This is a genomic window from Mycobacterium sp. (genome assembly GCF_032162605.1).
In the GTDB taxonomy this organism is placed as follows: domain Bacteria; phylum Actinomycetota; class Actinomycetes; order Mycobacteriales; family Mycobacteriaceae; genus Mycobacterium.
Window position 1 is genome coordinate 1 of sequence record NZ_JAVROT010000480.1, and the last position, 15,816, is coordinate 15,816.

Annotated in this window: 12 protein-coding genes and 2 pseudogenes; 6 read left to right on the plus strand and 8 right to left on the minus strand. The window is 65.6% G+C overall.

The genetic code is table 11. The features are described from left to right. Window positions 1–25: 25 nt before the first annotated feature. A complete protein-coding gene (locus QOI01_RS26365; protein ID WP_526386115.1) occupies window positions 26–430 on the minus strand; it encodes an SRPBCC family protein in 405 nt (134 codons plus the stop codon). Window positions 431–543: 113 nt separating this feature from the next. Between QOI01_RS26365 and QOI01_RS26370 the strand changes: the two genes are divergently transcribed. Genes QOI01_RS26370 through QOI01_RS26380 form a run of 3 tightly spaced genes read left to right on the plus strand, consistent with a single transcriptional unit; the run spans window position 544 to window position 4,038 of the window. Next, window positions 544–1,872: a nucleotide disphospho-sugar-binding domain-containing protein gene (locus tag QOI01_RS26370; protein WP_526386116.1), complete on the plus strand. Its 1,329-nt coding sequence runs from the start codon at window positions 544–546 to the stop codon at window positions 1,870–1,872. After that, window positions 1,865–3,070, plus strand: a complete 1,206-nt coding sequence (locus QOI01_RS26375) for a glucosamine kinase (RefSeq protein ID WP_526386117.1) — start codon at window positions 1,865–1,867, stop codon at window positions 3,068–3,070. The genes QOI01_RS26370 and QOI01_RS26375 overlap by 8 nt, the downstream gene beginning before the upstream one ends. Beyond that, the gene (locus tag QOI01_RS26380) at window positions 3,067–4,038 is read left to right on the plus strand and encodes an SIS domain-containing protein (protein ID WP_526386118.1); all 972 of its coding nucleotides are present in this window, start codon (window positions 3,067–3,069) and stop codon (window positions 4,036–4,038) included. Before QOI01_RS26375 ends, QOI01_RS26380 begins: the two co-directional genes overlap by 4 nt. A gap of 10 nt (window positions 4,039–4,048) precedes the next feature. Here the strand turns inward: QOI01_RS26380 and QOI01_RS26385 are convergent, their stop codons facing one another. Genes QOI01_RS26385 through QOI01_RS26395 form a run of 3 tightly spaced genes read right to left on the minus strand, consistent with a single transcriptional unit; the run spans window position 4,049 to window position 6,208 of the window. Further along, entirely contained in the window at window positions 4,049–4,315 is a 267-nt protein-coding gene (locus QOI01_RS26385; RefSeq protein WP_526386119.1) for a hypothetical protein, read from the minus strand. Then, entirely contained in the window at window positions 4,312–5,289 is a 978-nt protein-coding gene (locus tag QOI01_RS26390; RefSeq protein ID WP_526386120.1) for a hypothetical protein, read from the minus strand. Before QOI01_RS26390 ends, QOI01_RS26385 begins: the two co-directional genes overlap by 4 nt. After that, a complete protein-coding gene (locus QOI01_RS26395) occupies window positions 5,282–6,208 on the minus strand; it encodes a hypothetical protein (protein ID WP_526386126.1) in 927 nt (308 codons plus the stop codon). Before QOI01_RS26395 ends, QOI01_RS26390 begins: the two co-directional genes overlap by 8 nt. Before the next feature lie 930 nt (window positions 6,209–7,138). Between QOI01_RS26395 and QOI01_RS26400 the strand changes: the two genes are divergently transcribed. The 3 genes and pseudogenes from QOI01_RS26400 to QOI01_RS26410 form a co-directional block, all read left to right on the plus strand. Beyond that, window positions 7,139–7,372, plus strand: a complete 234-nt coding sequence (locus QOI01_RS26400; protein ID WP_526386121.1) for a hypothetical protein — start codon at window positions 7,139–7,141, stop codon at window positions 7,370–7,372. 406 nt (window positions 7,373–7,778) lie between these two features. Next, window positions 7,779–8,592, plus strand: a pseudogene (locus QOI01_RS26405) (mycofactocin-coupled SDR family oxidoreductase). Window positions 8,593–8,775: 183 nt separating this feature from the next. Beyond that, a pseudogene (locus tag QOI01_RS26410) lies at window positions 8,776–8,995 on the plus strand (IS3 family transposase); the annotation flags it as partial. 95 nt (window positions 8,996–9,090) lie between these two features. Here the strand turns inward: QOI01_RS26410 and QOI01_RS26415 are convergent. The 4 genes from QOI01_RS26415 to QOI01_RS26430 all read right to left on the minus strand — a co-directional run. Then, window positions 9,091–9,957: a cyclopropane mycolic acid synthase family methyltransferase gene (locus QOI01_RS26415; RefSeq protein ID WP_526386122.1), complete on the minus strand. Its 867-nt coding sequence runs from the start codon at window positions 9,955–9,957 to the stop codon at window positions 9,091–9,093. A gap of 696 nt (window positions 9,958–10,653) precedes the next feature. Then, on the minus strand, window positions 10,654–11,157 hold the full coding sequence (locus tag QOI01_RS26420) for a MarR family winged helix-turn-helix transcriptional regulator (RefSeq protein WP_526386123.1): 504 nt from the start codon (window positions 11,155–11,157) through the stop codon (window positions 10,654–10,656). Between the two features lie 406 nt (window positions 11,158–11,563). After that, window positions 11,564–12,736, minus strand: coding sequence for an alpha-hydroxy-acid oxidizing protein (locus tag QOI01_RS26425; RefSeq protein WP_526386124.1), 1,173 nt, complete (start codon window positions 12,734–12,736; stop codon window positions 11,564–11,566). A 283-nt stretch (window positions 12,737–13,019) separates the two neighbouring features. Next, window positions 13,020–15,816, minus strand: a 2,797-nt coding sequence (locus tag QOI01_RS26430; RefSeq protein ID WP_526386125.1) for a sensor histidine kinase, incomplete at its 5' end; no start/stop codon positions are given.

Below are 15,816 nucleotides of genomic sequence, written 5' to 3' on the forward strand. Positions count from 1 at the left end.
GCATCCTATGAAACGACTCAGGACGCTAGGTCGCTTCGACGACCTTCTTGAGCTTCATCAGGGACTCATCCTGCGAAGCGGACATGGCGGCCGCGATGCCGTGATCGAAGGCACGGTGGGCGAGCACGAGCTTCATGACGAACAGCCAAGCGTTCACGAACCAGCGCCGTAGGGCGCGCTGACCCTTCAGCACGGCATCGACACCGCTGGTGTCGGCCGCAGCGAAGTCCGTGTCGGCGTCAACGGTCAGATCGGTGCCGCCGACGGGGGCGGCCATGGTCGACGAGCCGGTCCACCCGGCGTGCAGTTCGGACGCGTTCTCCGGCATCCCGCCCGGTGCGCCGAGCCAGGTGGTCAACTTAGCGGGATCGATCAACCACGCGAACACCTCCGAGGGGACGGCCTCAATGGTTACCGTCGCGTGGGTCACCAGCGCCATTGCAGACGCTAACGCGTCGAGAAGTTGCCGCGCTCATCAGACCGCTCGCGCAGTATCGTCCCAGTCGGCCCACCACCCGTCCGAACATGAAGGAACTCCCACCGATGTCAACGCCGCCAACCCTTCTGACGATCATGTTCTGGCCGGAGTCGGCGTACGGGCCGACGAACCAGTGCATCGGGCTGGCGGCCATCCTTCGCGACCGCGGCCACACCATAGTCTTCGCCGCGGAGAGCTCGTGGGCGGGCAAGCTCGAACCGTTCGGCTTCCTCGAGGAACTCGTCGATCTGACAGAGCCCGAGCCGGCCGACGGCGCGGCCGAAGAGGACGCCGGCAGGTTCTGGACCGACTTCATCTCCGAGACATCCCCGGAGTTCCGCAAGCCGACCGTCGAGCAACTCGGATCGTTCATCCAGCCCACGTTCAAGGCGCTGATCGACGGCGCCAAGTATTGCGAGCCGCGCCTGCGCGAGATCGTCGCCAAGCACCGACCGGACGTCCTCGTCGAGGACAACGTGGTGCTCTTCCCGGCGCTGGTGACCTCAGGGGCGCCGTTCGTGCGGATCGTCTCTTGCAGCCCGCTGGAGGTTCCCGGTCCTGGTGTACCGCCGCCATTCTCCGGGCTGCCCAGCGCCGCCCCGTCGCAGTGGGACGCCTACCGCGCCGAGTTCGACCACACTCACCGCGCGATCTGGGCCGACTTCGATTCCTGGGTTCGGACCCAGGGCGCCGACGCGTTGCCCGAACTCGAGTTCATGCCGCGTGCGAACACCGCCAACCTCTACGTCTATCCGACCGAGGCCGACTATCTCGACGCCCGGCCGCTCGACGCCAGCTGGACCCGGATGGACTCCAGCGTGCGTGAGACCGACGAGGAATACGTGCTACCCGCCGAGATTGCCGATCGGCCCGACGACAGTGCGCTGATCTACCTCTCGCTGGGATCCCTCGGCGGGGCAGACGTCGAACTCATGCAGCGGCTCGTCGACGTGCTCGGCACCACCCGGCACCGCGTCATCGTCAGCAAGGGACCCCAGGCCGACCGGATCACGTTGGCGGACAACATGGTCGGGGCGCAGATGCTGCCGCAGACGAAGGTGATCCCGCAGGTCGACCTGGTCATCTCACACGGCGGCAACAACACCGTCACCGAGACGCTGCACTTCGGCAAGCCGCTGATCGTGCTGCCACTGTTCTGGGACCAGTACGAGAACGCACAGCGCATCGACGAACTCGGGTTCGGTGTGCGGTTGGACACCTACGCCTTCGCCGACTCCCAGCTGACCGACGCCGTGGAGCGGTTGCTGGCCGATACCGCACTGCGCAGCCGGCTCGCCGAGGTGGGGGCCGCGATCCGTGCCCGCGACGGTCTGCGCGTGGGTGCCGACGTCATCGAGCAAGTGGCTAAGCAGCACCGAGCCTCGGTTGACTGAGATCGTCGACACCCTCGACCTCGCCGACGATAAACGCCTTTCGGTGGTATCCGGCGCGGCCGGCCTGGCCGCCGTACCCATGACACGCGACGGAGATGGCTCTTGGCGGCGGGCCCAACCGGGTGACGGCGTGGCGCAAGCGTTGCTCGAACTACTGGCAGAGGCGCCTCGGTCGGTGACTCGGGGGCGCTTCACGGTGCGCTCCTGGACTCGGCACCCGGCTTCCGGCGAGCGATCCGTCGGCGTCGACCAGACCAACGAATCGGTGATCGTCGGCGATGCGGCGGTGGTCAAGTGGGCCACTCACCTCCAGGATGGCCCACACCCCGCGCCGCGGCGGATCAGCGTGCTTCGCGATGCCGGTTTCGCCGGCATGCCCACCCCGTGGGGAGTGGTCACCTGGCAACCCGCGCGCGGCGCCGAGACCATGGTGGCGAACGTGGACGAGTACCTACCCGGCGCGGTGGACGGTTGGACCTGGACCGTCGACCTGAACACGCAGGCGGCCCGCGGCCGCCTGCCCGCCCCATTCGTCGCCGCGGCCACCGACGTCGGTACGTTGGTCGCGGAGCTGCACGCCGCACTGTCATGCACCGCGACCCGCGCCACGCAGCAGGACGCGGACCGATGGCGGCACGGCGCCTTCGAGGCACTCGAAACCGTTTGCGCACTGGACGATTCCGCCAGTGTCGTGGGTGCGCGTGAACGCCGCGACGAGATCGCGGCCATTCTGGACGGGCTCGGCGAGCTCTCGGGCACACCGATCATCGAGGGGCATGGCGATCTGCACGTGGGCCAGGTGCTGCGAGGCGGCGACCGCTTCGTGGTGACCGACTTCGACGGCAACCCCGTGCTTCCCGCGTCGCAGCGGATGCTGCCGATCCCAACAGCACTCGACGTCGCGGGCATGGTCCAGTCACTCGCGCACGCTGCGATCGTCGCCCGCAGGTACACCCAACTCGAACCCGCCGCGCTCGGCGATGTCGACGAGGCCGGCCGCGCGGGCTACCTCGACGCCTACCGCCGGCGGATCGCCGAGCTCGGCCACGCGGATCTGTACGACCCGCGCCCGCTACTAGCCTTCCGCGTACAGCAGGTCCTGCGCGAGATCGTCTACGCCGCACGACATCTTCCTCACTGGATGTACGTCCCCGACGCAGCCCTGCCAGATCTTTTCGACGAAGGGACACAGAAGTGAAGCCGGATGGTTTCGCCGCCGACCTCTACCGCAAGCCGGAGGTGCTGCAGCGGCTCGCCGCGACGCTGACCTCCGGAAACCCGTGGGCGGACGTGGTGCCGCCGAACGTCGAGCGGGTGGTTCTGCTCGGCATGGGGTCCTCCGCGTACGCCGGCGGCGTCGCCGCCGCTCGGATGCGGGCACGAGGCCTGGTCGCATCCTCGGAGTTGGCCTCGTCGCAACTGCTACCCGGTTGGGGTGCGGGAACACTCGTCGTCGCGACCTCTGCGAGCGGCGGCTCGGTCGAGACCCTCGACGCGCTTGACCGGCTTCCCGATGGAGTGAGCACCGTTGCGTTGACCAACACGGCAGGCTCGGCCATCACCCGGCGTTGCGACGCCGTCGTCGATCTCGAGGCCGAACCCGAAGTCGGCGGGGTGGCCTGCCGCAGTTACCAGCACACCATTGCCCTCCTCCTGGCGCTCGAATGCCACCTCGCAGGTGAGGATACGGCTGCCCTGAGCAGCTCCGTCGCAGCGGCAGCAGATGCGTCTGCCTACCTCATCAGCACCGAATCCAACTGGCTGCCAGCACTTTCCGAGCTCCTGCTCGGTCAGGCGGGTACCCATTTGGCCGCGCCTGCACACCGCTACTGCTCGGCCCAACAGGGCGCCCTGATGCTGCGAGAGGGCCCTCGCCTACCCGCCGTCGGCTGCGAGACCGGCGACTGGAGCCACGTCGACGTGTACCTGACCAAGACGACCGACTACCGACTGCTGGTGTTTGCCGGTTCGGTATGGGAGCCGCAACTAGCCGAATGGACCACCGCCCGCGGCAGTACCGTCGTCGGCGTCGGCGCAAGCGTCCGTGGCGCGCGGTACGAGGTGCGCTACCCGGGTGATTCCGACGACGACGTCCGGTTGCTCACCGAGGTGCTGGTACCCGAACTGCTCGCGGCGCGCGCATGGCGGGCCGCCGCCACCCCCTGAGCTTGAATTCTCAACCCGCGAGGTGATTCCACTCCCGCGAGAGGTCGGCCCACGGTCCGATGGCGGCAATCTCACCGTCGACGAGGAAGACGACGCGATCGGCCTGTGCCAGCGCCGCCCGCTTGGAGGTGGCACCGAGGACCGTGATGCCGCGAGCCCGCAGGCCCGTCCACAACTGCACCTCGGTCGTCGCATCGAGAGCGCTCGAGATGTCATCGGCGAGAAGCAGTTCCGGCTCGATCGCCAGCGCCCTGGCAAGCGCCAATCGCAGCCTCAACCCTCGTCATCCCGCGCGGACGCCGCGCCGGTACCCACGGCATCGTCGGGTGTGCTGGCGACCAGCAGCCAGACCAGCGTCGCCAGGCCGGTGAAAACGGCCTGGACCGCCAACAGGAACGCGATGCACTCGTGCGACCGGGACAGCACGTCACCGCATCCCTGGCCGTCCCACGGAAGAGTCGACAGCGACCCGACCAGACCGGCCGCCAATACCGTCACGGTGGCCGCGGTCGCCGCGCGCTGGCCGCCGTCAGTCAATGTCCGGCGGAAGTAGTTGAATTCGACACCGAGAGCCAACAGCAGCACCGGTATCACTCCGACCACCTGCTGAAAGAACACCGGGCTGATCGCTCCCCGACACAGTTGTGAGAGCACCGACATCTGTTCTGACATCGGAAGTTCCACGATCCTGGCCTCGGTCGACGGGTCGAGTGCACGGGCGGTGTCGACGTCGAAGTAGTCGACGTAGGCGCTCGCTGCGAGATAACAGAGCCAGGCTCCCACCACCAGTGGGACGATCGCGCGAGCCCGTGCCCAGTCGATCGGCAACGCCACCCGACGCTCGCTGCTGAGCAGGGTGAGCGGATCGGCGTTCAGCGACGCCGCCATCGTGAGACCCATTGCGGCGGCATAGATGCTGGCGGTCAGCACGTCGACGCGAATCGATTCCAAGGGGATGAGCCGCAGTGCGTCGACACCGATGAGGACGACGACGCCAGTCCACCACCAACCCCACAGTCGCGGCACGTCACCGTCCGCCCGGGTGACGGCGCGCTTCATCACCCCGACCACCGCCAGCACCGCGGCATCGACGACGATCACCGCGATCCGCCATGCCACGTGTCCGCCGTCGCCGCTGGAAGGGAACAGTTCCGAGACGAGTTGCTCACTGTAGGAGAACGCGAACAGCATCAGGAAGACCACACCGAAGAGCGCGCGATCAGCGCGCGGGGGTGCTGCGGATTCAGGCATCGTCGGCTCCCGAGATGGCGCGTTGGTCGGGGCTGTTCATCACGAGAAGCCACATGAGCGTCGCCAGCCCCGTGGCAACACCCTGCACCGTGATCACGAAGGTCAGAAACTCGTGCCAATAGCCGAGCACCCCACCACAACCCGTGCCTGCCCACGGCAGCGTGGACAGTGCCAGAGCCAAGCCGATCGACATCACCGTCACCGTCGCGGCCGCAGCGGCCCGTTGAGCGGGTTCGACCAGGGTTCGCCGAAAGAAGTTGAACTCCACCCCCAAGGTGAGCAGCAGGAGCGGGATGACCGCGACAACCTGTTGAAAGAACGCCTGACTGACCGCACCCTCACAGAGGGTCGCCATCGCGCCGAGCTGCTGCGGCAGCGGCATCGCGGCGACTTCGGCCGCCATCTCCGGGTCGAGGTTGCGCACCGTGTCGAGGTCGAAGAAGTCGTCGAAGGCGGTGGCGGCGACGTAACACGCGAAGGTACCGACGACGAGTGGAACCACGGCTCGGACGCGTGCCCAATCGGTCGGTGCCGCGGACCGTCGCACCCTGCTGAACAACGTGAGCGGGTCGGCATTGAGCGACACCGCCATCAGGATCCCCATGAGCGTGGCAAGAGCGACCGAGAACGAAAGATCCAGCCACAGCGGATGGTCTTCTGGCAGAAGACACAACATCACGTCAAGGAATACGACGGTGGCGAATGAGATCCACCACGTCCGCCATAGTCGCGGAACGTCGTCGTCGGCTCGGGTGAGCTGACGCTTGAGCAGACCCACCACCGCGAGCACGGCCACGTCGAGCCCCACCAGTCCGATGATCCAACCCGTGAGATGGTCCTGGCCGGTCGCCTCGAGCGAGGCGAACACGATCTCCTCACTGTAGGAGAAGACGAACAGCAAGAGGAAGACCACTGCCATCACGGCGCGGTCGCGTCGATGCCGTGTCAGCACCGCACGGCGATCGGTGTCCGCTTCGGTCCGCACCGCACCCCCTCGAACCACTGCGCCCGTCACCGCATCGATCTCCAGTGCGCTCACGCTAATCCCCGCAGCTAGATGGCACCGGGAAACGTCACTAGCCGGCCGCGGCGACATCCCGGGCCCACAGACGGAATCGAACCGACACTTGGCGGATTTCAGGTTTGTCGATCCGCGTGGCGAGTCCAGCCGACGGGGACTCTTGCGCAGATTTTCATTGGGATACTAGGTACGGCAACAACTCTCGCGGTCACGGTGGCGCCAGCCGCCCGTGCTGATTACGGGTGCACCGTTCAGCAGACCTGTGTCGCCAAAGCGCCAAGTGCCGTTCCGATGAACATCGTCGCGTCGCCGGATGTCACATGCGCAAGGCTTCGGTCGTCCCCGCGGCGCATCCTGGCCTCCCCGCTGCCGGTCCCCCGGCTCGTGGCCGACTTCCGTGCGGGGCCGTACTCAACGGATCCGAGCACCCGTGGGCGGACTGGGGTGGTGTTAGCGGATGAGGAGGTGTTCACGCCGCTCGGGCCGAAATGTCAGCGCGGTGCGGGATACCACAGCTATTCGCATCCACGTGCAAACAAGACTCTCAAGCCACATATAACCAGAAGCCAACACTCGGCACCACCGGCGTGAGGATATTCCAAACCATCGATAGCAACTTTCCTAACCGGGCTAATTGACGTCGTCGTTGAACTTCAGTGACGAGGAAGAAAAGTTAGCCGAAACATCGCACGGCCCTTACATTCCCTCACACGTTGCTGAGAAGATCCGAGACGGCCATGGGCAATGGGCAAGCACAGGTCGAAGCGGGTTCGTAGGGTCTTCAAGTAGGCGTCGATTGCGGGGGGCGCCGCTGTGACCGCGACGGCGATGACGCTGAGCCTGGCGGCCCCGTCAGGCGCCGCCTTGCCGCAAATCCCCAAGATCCCCGGGGTCAATGTCATCACGACCGGGCCGCCGTTCGGCCTGCTGGGCATCGGTGGCGACAACCCGTTCTGGGTGCCGGCTCTGCCGTCGAGGATCGCCGATGAGATCAACGGCACGGCTCATCTGGGGGGGCACCGACCTAGACATCCCCGTGACAGTGGCCAATCCGGCATATGACCCAAAATGCACGGACGAGAAAATTTGCCCGCCGAAAACCATCACGGGGCAAGCTAGGTCGAGACTCAGCAAGTCGTCAATCTGCGCTGCCGAGAGCGGGATATCGTCTTCGACCCCGCCCCGCACGAGTCCGTCGCGGCAACGCGCCTACGGGCTGTTCAGGGCTGTTGCCGGGTGGTCCTAGCCCCCAGCCAGGTGTCTTCACGTCTTTTCGGCGCCCGGTGCAACTCGTGACCGAGCCTGCACCGGCAGCGATCCCGAGGATCGACCCCCATATCTGAGTCTGCCGAGTAAAGTCCCACACCACGATTCGGCGTTCAGAGCGGTGAAGGAATTGCGGCGGGCGGCTCCGGCGGTGGGACGGTATGTGGCACATCGACGAGATTGAGCGAATCGGAGGATTGTCATGGGTCTGCTTGACGACAGGGTCGCCTTTCGTGACCGGCGCTGCGCGCGGCATGGGGCGTAATCACGCGGTGCGCCTTGCGCGCGAACGCGCGTCGATCATTGGCATTGATGTCGCGGCCGAAGTCTCACCCCATTGCGGATGCCCCCCGCCAGCGAGGCCGACCTCGAGGAAACCGTTCGCCTGGTGGAGTCCGAGGTCCGTCCATGCTTGATGGAGATCGCCGATGTACGCGACTCTGACGCGCTGGAAGCGGTTCTGGCAGACGGCGTCGCGCGCTTCGGCGGACGCCTGGACGATGTTGTCGCCAACGCAGGTATCAGCACCTGGGCGCGATTCTGGGAGATGCCGGATGAGCAGTGGCAGACGATGATCGACGTCAACCTGACCGGTGTGTGGCGCACGATGAAAGCTGCACTCCGCCATATGCTTTCCGCAGGAGACGGGGCTCGATAATCAACATCAGCTCGGTTGCAGGACTTAAGGCCTTGCCTGGTCAGAGTCACTACACTGCCGCCAAGCACGGCGTGGTGGGGCTGACGAAGTCAGCGGCAATCGAGCTCGGGGATACAACATCCGGGTCAATTCGATCCACCCGTGGGGCGTCGACACAGTGTTGGCCGTAGATCCAAATGTCGAAAAGACGCTCACCGCCCACCCGAACTACCTCATGTCATTTGGCTGCGTGCTTCCCACGCCGTTTCCTGCGAGTGTCGACGACATCTCCGACGCCGTCATCTATCTGGCCTCGGATCTGTCTCGTGCCGTTACGGCAACACAGCTGACCGTCGATATGGGCGCCACGAAGGTCTAAACGGTCTCGAACAGGCACGCGGGTTAGCTCGCATCCCGTCCCCAACCGCGGCCATCCCGCCACGCGCCGGGGTCACGCCGGGGTGAGGAGCCCTCCCTAACCGCCGTAAACTGCCTTTCACAGGCCGTTAGCGTGTCCCCGGGGCTCGATCCCAGACTTGCCGGATTTTGAATCCGCTGCAAGGCCTACGTCTGCATCATCGCCGATGCCAACAGCCGGATGCTCGACGGCTGGCGGGTCGCTGGTCATATGCGTACGACGAGGGTGTTCGATGCCATCGAGATGGCCCGCTGGTCGCGGGGAAATATGTTGCCGGGCTTGCGATGTCATTCCGATGCCGGATCTCGGTGACAGCTTCGATAATGTCCTTGCGGAGATGGTGAACGGCTACTCCAGGTCCGACCAACCCTAGGTCGAAATCCAATAGCCCGAGCCTCCATCCGAACCAGGGCGTTTCAGTTCCTGCAACCGGCGAACGGCTGACTCAAGGGCAGCCGTCTACTTGCTCAGCGTGAATTGGTTCACGTCGATGTGGCCTGACCGGAATGCCTTGGCGCAACCGGTCAGATACTTCATATAGCGCTGGTAAACCTCTTCGGACTGAATCTTGATGGCCTCGCTCTGGTGTGCCTCCAATGCCGCAGCCCAGTGGTCGAGTGTCCTGGCGTAGTGCAGCTGCAACGACTGCCTGCGAGCCAGATTGAAACCCTCCTTCGACGCGTGGTACTCCACCATCTCGATCGGCGGAAGCTGGCCGCCCGGGAAGATTTCGGTAGCGATGAATTCGTTGAAGCCTGCCAACTCTTCGGACCACGGCAGGTCGCGTTCGGCCATCTGCTGAACGGTCAGCATTGTGATCGTGTGCAGCAGCATCACCCCGTCATCGGGCAGGACGCCGTAGGCCATGTCGAAGAAATCGTCGTAGCGATCGTATCCGAAGTGCTCGAACGCACCGATGGAGACGATTCGATCGACGGGCTCGTCGAACTGTTCCCAGCCCTGCAGTAACACCCGCCTGCTACGCCCGGTGTCCATCGAGTCAAACGCCTTCTGCACATAGGCGGCCTGATTCTTCGACAACGTCAAACCGATGACGTTCACGTCGTAAGTCTCGATCGCGCGGCGCAACGTGCTCCCCCAGCCGCAGCCGATCTCCAGTAGCGTCATCCCGGACCGCAGACCCAGCTTGGCCAACGCCAGGTCCATCTTTCTGGTCTGCGCTTCTTCCAGCGGTATATCTCGTAGGCGGTCGAAATACGCACAGCTGTAGGTCATGGTGGGGTCGAGAAACAGCCGGAAGAAGTCGTCGGACAGGTCGTAGTGTGCCTGCACGTCTTCGAAGTGCGGCGTCAGCTCCTCGGCCATGACGGTTACACGCCTTTCTGGGCCCCGGCCTATCGGACTGCATTGAGATTCCCGATATACCCAATAAAAATATACGCACAATAGAACCTCTGCGGGCTTTCGCGGCAAGCTTCGCCGCCGCCGCCGCCGCACACACGCCCCAAGAGCAGCCGCGTGCGCTTCCGGGCCGAGCAGCCGAACAAACGCAGGCAACTGCGCGTCGAGAGCGCCAGCGGCTCCCCTCGAGCGCAGGATGAGCAACGGGGAGTCCTGAAGTCGGTGGCACAGGTGTACCACGTACAGACCGCGTGCGTAAACGGCCTGCCGGGCGCGCTGACGACGGCCCAATAACGCACCTACCAGCCCAAACCATGCCCAGTCGGACTGGAACGACGCTGTGCGGATTCAAGTCTCCATCTCTGCGATCCTCGACGTGTCACCAAAGCTCCCACGGCAGCCGACCGGCAAAACCATCATCAACGCATCCGCTCGAACACATCAATGTGACAGCCTCGTGACACCGAGCGCACATGGGCCACCACGCACGACTCCTTCAAACGGAATCTGGGAAGGTCGACCCGACGGCGGGCGCGGTCGTCGAACTGTAGTCAGCCACACGATCTCCACGCCCGTAGGCGCCTCGGCGGTGCGTTATGTGGTGACACAACCGGAGACGGACGTTCGTCCGCGACCTATTCAAACTCTTCGGTGTCGCAGTTAGGTCCGGGGCGCTGTTGCGGGGTCGTCGATGCGGGTGATGATTCGCTCGGCGCTGTCGTGGAGGGTTTTGAGCGCGGTGTCGTCGAGCGCGTCGATGACAAGCTCGCGCACTGCCGCAACGTGGCCAGGGGCCGCGGCAACGACGAGGTCATAGCCGGCGTCGGTAAGTACGGCATTCGTGTAGCGGCCGTCGTCCGGATCGGGCTCGCGCCGCACGTAGCCACGGTTCTGCAGGCGCGTGATCAAGTGTGACAACCGCGAGAGCTCCGCGTTGGTGAGCACGGCGAGCTCGCTCATCCGCATCGCGCGGTCAGGCTGCTCGGACAATCCGGCGAGTGCGTAGTACTCGATGTAGCTGAGTTGGGAGTCTCGTTGCAGCTGAGCCTCCAGCGCTGTGGGTAGCCGGGCGAGCAACAACGTGAGGGCCTGCCAGGCCTCGAGTTGTGCTGATGTCAACCATTTTGGGGCGGCCACGGCAGCCCGCCTGGAGGATCGCGCCATTTCAGCAGTCTAACCGATTGACTTGAATATTCAGGTCATGGATGCTATCGCTACATGAACGTTCAAGTAAGCCCATCCGCTTAGGGACTGCCATGAGCGAGTTGAACATCGGGATCATCCTCGGAAGCACCCGCCCGGGCCGCAATGGGAAGGCCGTCGCCGACTGTGTGTTGGACAAGGCGCAGGCCCGCATCGCCGCCAGTCCGTCCCCCACTCTCGTCCCCATCATGGGCTGGGGCGTCGTGGTCCGGTCACCGTCACGATTTGACCTCAGCCCTTGCCCAGCCTCAGCACCGGCAAGCATGTGCAGCATTGGGCTACAGAGCATCTGGTGCCGCCGACGCCGGAGTGGGGCTTCGTATCCGCAGTTGCAGGAATGCGTCGCCGCGGTCGAAGGGATCGACTGCTATCTGAATCGTCGGATCGCGCCGTTGCCGCGAAGATCCGCGATGCTCCGGTACCCGTCGATGGCCATGGTCAGGTCTAGCTCGGCAAGTATTGCGCGCAACTGTGACACGAGGGCGTCGATGCCGCCGACGGCGAGTGCGTATGCATACGGTCTGCCAACACCGACCGCGGTGGCACCCAACGCCAGCGCTTTGGCAACATCGGAGCCGCTGCGCACGCCGGAGTCGAACAACACCGGCATCCCGTCCGCAGCCTTCACGACGTCGGGCAGCGCCTCGAGCGCCGGCAGCCCCCCATTGGCCTGACGTCCACCGTGGTTGGAACAGTAAATGCCGTCCACGCCATAGTCTTTGGCCCGTCGGACGTCGTCGGGGTGCTGGATGCCCTTGAGCAGGATGGGCAGTTTCGTCAGCGAGCGCAGCCACGTCAGATCTTCCCACTGCAACGAGTTGCCCCACACCTTCACCCATTCCAGGGCTGCCGCTTTCGGATCTTCTTGCGGCGAGTGCTTCAGCCGCTGCAGGAAGACGTCATCGGTGAAGTAGTTCTGCAGGCAGTGGGGTTTCAACTCGGGAAGACTGCCGGTGTTGAGATCACGCGGCCGCCACCCGAGGATCCACGTGTCGAGAGTTATGACGACGCCCCGGTATCCGGCCTGCTCGGCGCGACGCAGGAAGCTGGCGGTCAGTTCCTTGTCGGTCGGTGTGTAGAGCTGGAAGAGTCCCGGGGTATCCCCGGCGTGCGGGGCGACGTCCTCCATGCGGTCCTGGGTCAAGGTGGAGGCCACCATCGGGACTCCGGTCTGCGCGGAGGCCTTGGCCACCGCGATGTCGCCATGGAAGTCCTGTGCGCACAGCCCGATGACCCCGATGGGGCACATGAACACCGGGGTCGGCAGCTGCATGTCGAACAACGACACCGACAGGTCCCGCTCCGACGCGCCGACCAGCATCCGCGGCATGATGCCGTAGCGCGAGAAGGCCTCGACGTTGCCGCGCTGCGTACCCCCGTCACCGGCGCCACCGGCGACGTAGGAGAGCACCCACGGCGGCAGCACCTCGGCCGCCGCGCGCTCCAGCGCGGCGTAATCGACCGGATAATTCGGCGTCTGACCCTCGAGCCCGTCGAAGTAGATGTCGAACTGGTAGTCGCCGTACTGTTTCTTGGTCATGGACCCTCCTCGTCGAATCCGTTGCGATGGCTCCATTTTGTTCAGGAGAAACGCGCGAGTCTTGGGTCAAATGACGCGAAGTCGCTGCCGCAGCAGACCATTGCCCGGATAGCTCCACCGGGCGCCGCAGGTTGTACGCCGCAACGGCGGGAAACCCTGATTGGCAGGGTATTCCACCGCGCCGGACACGCTCAACGACCTCGTCCTTGGAGACGGTCGGGCTGGAACAATGTCCTCGCGTGGCGCGCGTTCGAGTGCCGGGCCGATCCCGCCAATGCCGTTGTCAGGTGGGGTCGAGCGGGATGGTGGCGTGTAGTGACGTTCCGGTCCCGGGGGGACTCACCACTTCGAGGTGTCCGCCGAGCGCCTCGACGCGGTCCATCAGTCCGATGAGTCCGGACCCGTTGCGCGAGTCGGCTCCTCCGGCGCCGTTGTCGAGAATCGAGAGCTTGAGGTCGTGGTCGTCGGCTCGTGCAGACAGGGTGACCTCGGAGGCTTGAGCGTGCTTGGCGGCGTTGGTCAGGGCTTCGGCCACCACGTAGTGGCTGGCCACCTCGACGGACTCGGCGAATCGCCTGTCGAGCGCGACGTCGAGGTTGACGGGCACGGGTGAGCGGCGGGCCAGTGCCTTCAGCGCAGGGCGGAGCCCACCCTTGGAGAGGATCGCAGGATGGATTCCGCGCGAAATTTCTCGGAGATCTTGCGACGCGTCGTTTAACCCGGAAAGGATGTCCGCGAGCTGCCGTTTCTGATCCTGCAGTTCAGGCGGTAGTGAGTTCTCTGCATTGCGCAGCAGCAGCCCCAGTGAAACCAGCCGCTGTTGGGCTCCATCATGTAGGTCACGTTCCAGACGACGCCGGGCGTCGTCTGCGGCCGCGACGATCCGCGCCCGCGAGGCGATCAGGTCGGCGCGGGCGGTGGCGGCGGCGATGGCGGTGGCGAGCAAGTCGGCGAAGTCGCCGATGCGCTCCTCGGTGCCCGGTGGCAACGGCTCCGGTCCCGAGGAACCCAGGGCGGCCATCCCCCAGACCTGGCCGTTGACGATGATCGGAGCTCCCACCGTGCCGCGAAGCCCCATCGCGTGGATGGCTGCGGAGACCGGGCCGGGGGCGTCCTCGTGGCTGTCCATCCGCGCCGCGCGGCCGGAGCGCAGCACTCTCACCGCGAGGTTGTCGCCCTCCAACGAAAGCTTCTGTCCGATCAACGGGATGTTCGTCAGCCCGGGTTCCAGTCGGCCGAGGGCCACGATGGTAAGGGCGCCGTCGCCGTCGAAGCGGGTTATCGTGGCGTTGGCCAAATGCAGGCATGAGGCCATTTCGTCGGCCACCGCGGAGAACACCTCCGTGGCGCTGACTTCGCGCGCAACCAGTGTGGCGACTCGCCGCAGCGCGGCCTGTTGCTCGGCGAGCGCCGCAAGCTCGCCGTATAGCTGGGTGTTGTCAAGCGAGACGGTGAGTTGGCCGGCGATGAGCTTGACAGCGTCGAGCCGTTCGGTGGTGAATGCGCCACGCATCAGGCGGTTTTCCAGCAGTAGCACCGCCCGCAGCGCCGCGCGGCCGAGGATGGGCACGGCCAGCAGCGAGCAGCAGGCGAGGCCGGTGAAGTGGGGGTCGCGGGCGAAGCGGTCGTCGTGGGTGGCGTCACGCACGACGAGCGGTTCACGCATGCGTTGGATGTATCGCAACACGGACATCGGCGCCACGCGCTCGAGGCCGACGCCGGTGATCGGGGTGCTGCGAGCATCGCTGCCTGGTGCGGGCAGCAGCCAGTCTTGCCGGTCGTCGCTCCACAACACCAGCTGCACGCCAGTGCCCCCGGTCATTGCGCTGAGCACCTCAACCACGCGGGCGTGCAGCCGTTCGATACTGGTTTCGGAGGTCAGTACCTGCGATGCGGTCAAAGTGCCGAGCAGATCGACCGTGCCTGTCGTGACCACGGAACGCCGCTGGGAGAGATCACCCGGCTGATCGCCGCCGTGTGTGGTCACCGAACCCGTCGCGGACCCCACGGCTGGGTAGGCCCAGTCCAGTTGGTCGACTTTCGCGGTCGCTCCCCATGTGAGGTATTCCCGGCGCGCTTCGATGAGAAGGTTGAAGCCCGCATGTTCGACGCCGTGGGTGAGAAAGAAGCGGGCCGCGCGTTCGGCAATCAGAGCACGATGCCACGGCCGCTGACCCTTGCCGGCCTCGCGGCGTGCCGCGTCGAACGCGAGAGCACCGGCCCGGAAGTCGCCAACGGCCCAGGCCCGTTCGGCCTCGAGCAGCCGCAACAGGTGCAGGAAATTGGTTGGCGAGTCCGCGGCGCGGGCAGCCAGCCAACCGGTCACATCGTCCAGCTCGGACAGCAGCCGCCAGCGCTCGTCAACGTCCACGCGGCGCGCCTGCAGCGCGAGGGCCAGACCGCGCAACAGGTGCACCACGGCGGTCACGTAGTGGCCCGAGACCGCCGGCAGCAGCGGCATCGCCGCGGTGGTGTGCCGCCCCAGGCCGCACGGATCGTCGAAGATGGCGGCGGCGATGGCGCGGGTGATGTGCGCGAAGAGGAGGCCCAGCGGGTTGGTGGCGTGCGTGTCTATGAGGACCGCGTCACCGGCTGAGCTCTCGCCGCGCATCACGCCAGCCAGCCACTGGTAGGTGTCAAGCCACTGGCCGCTCTGTTCGCTGCCGGTACGGCACGCGAAGGTCAGCCCCGCCTCCACCTCGGCGACGAACGCATCCAGCGACGGCGCGCAGTCCAGCATTGCTGCCACGATCGACTGCCAGGTGTATCCCGCGTTGGCCAGGTCGCCACCCGCGATCAGTTCGTCCCGGGCCCGCCGACCTGCATGAAGAATCTTTTCGGCCGGCTCAAACCAGCAACACAGGACCGAGTAAAGGAATCGGGCCTGGGAGGTGTCAGGCTCGTAGCCGCGGGCCTCACTCAGCGCCAGGATCTGCCGCACCGCCCGGTACCCGGCAGCGTAGTCGCCGCGCATCGTCACCGTGGCGAACGCGGCGGTGCTGGCCGGCCCGACCAGGGTGGGGCCGGGGCCGTGCTCGAGCCAGATCCTCAGCGCTTCCAGGCTCAGCCAGGCGTTCGTC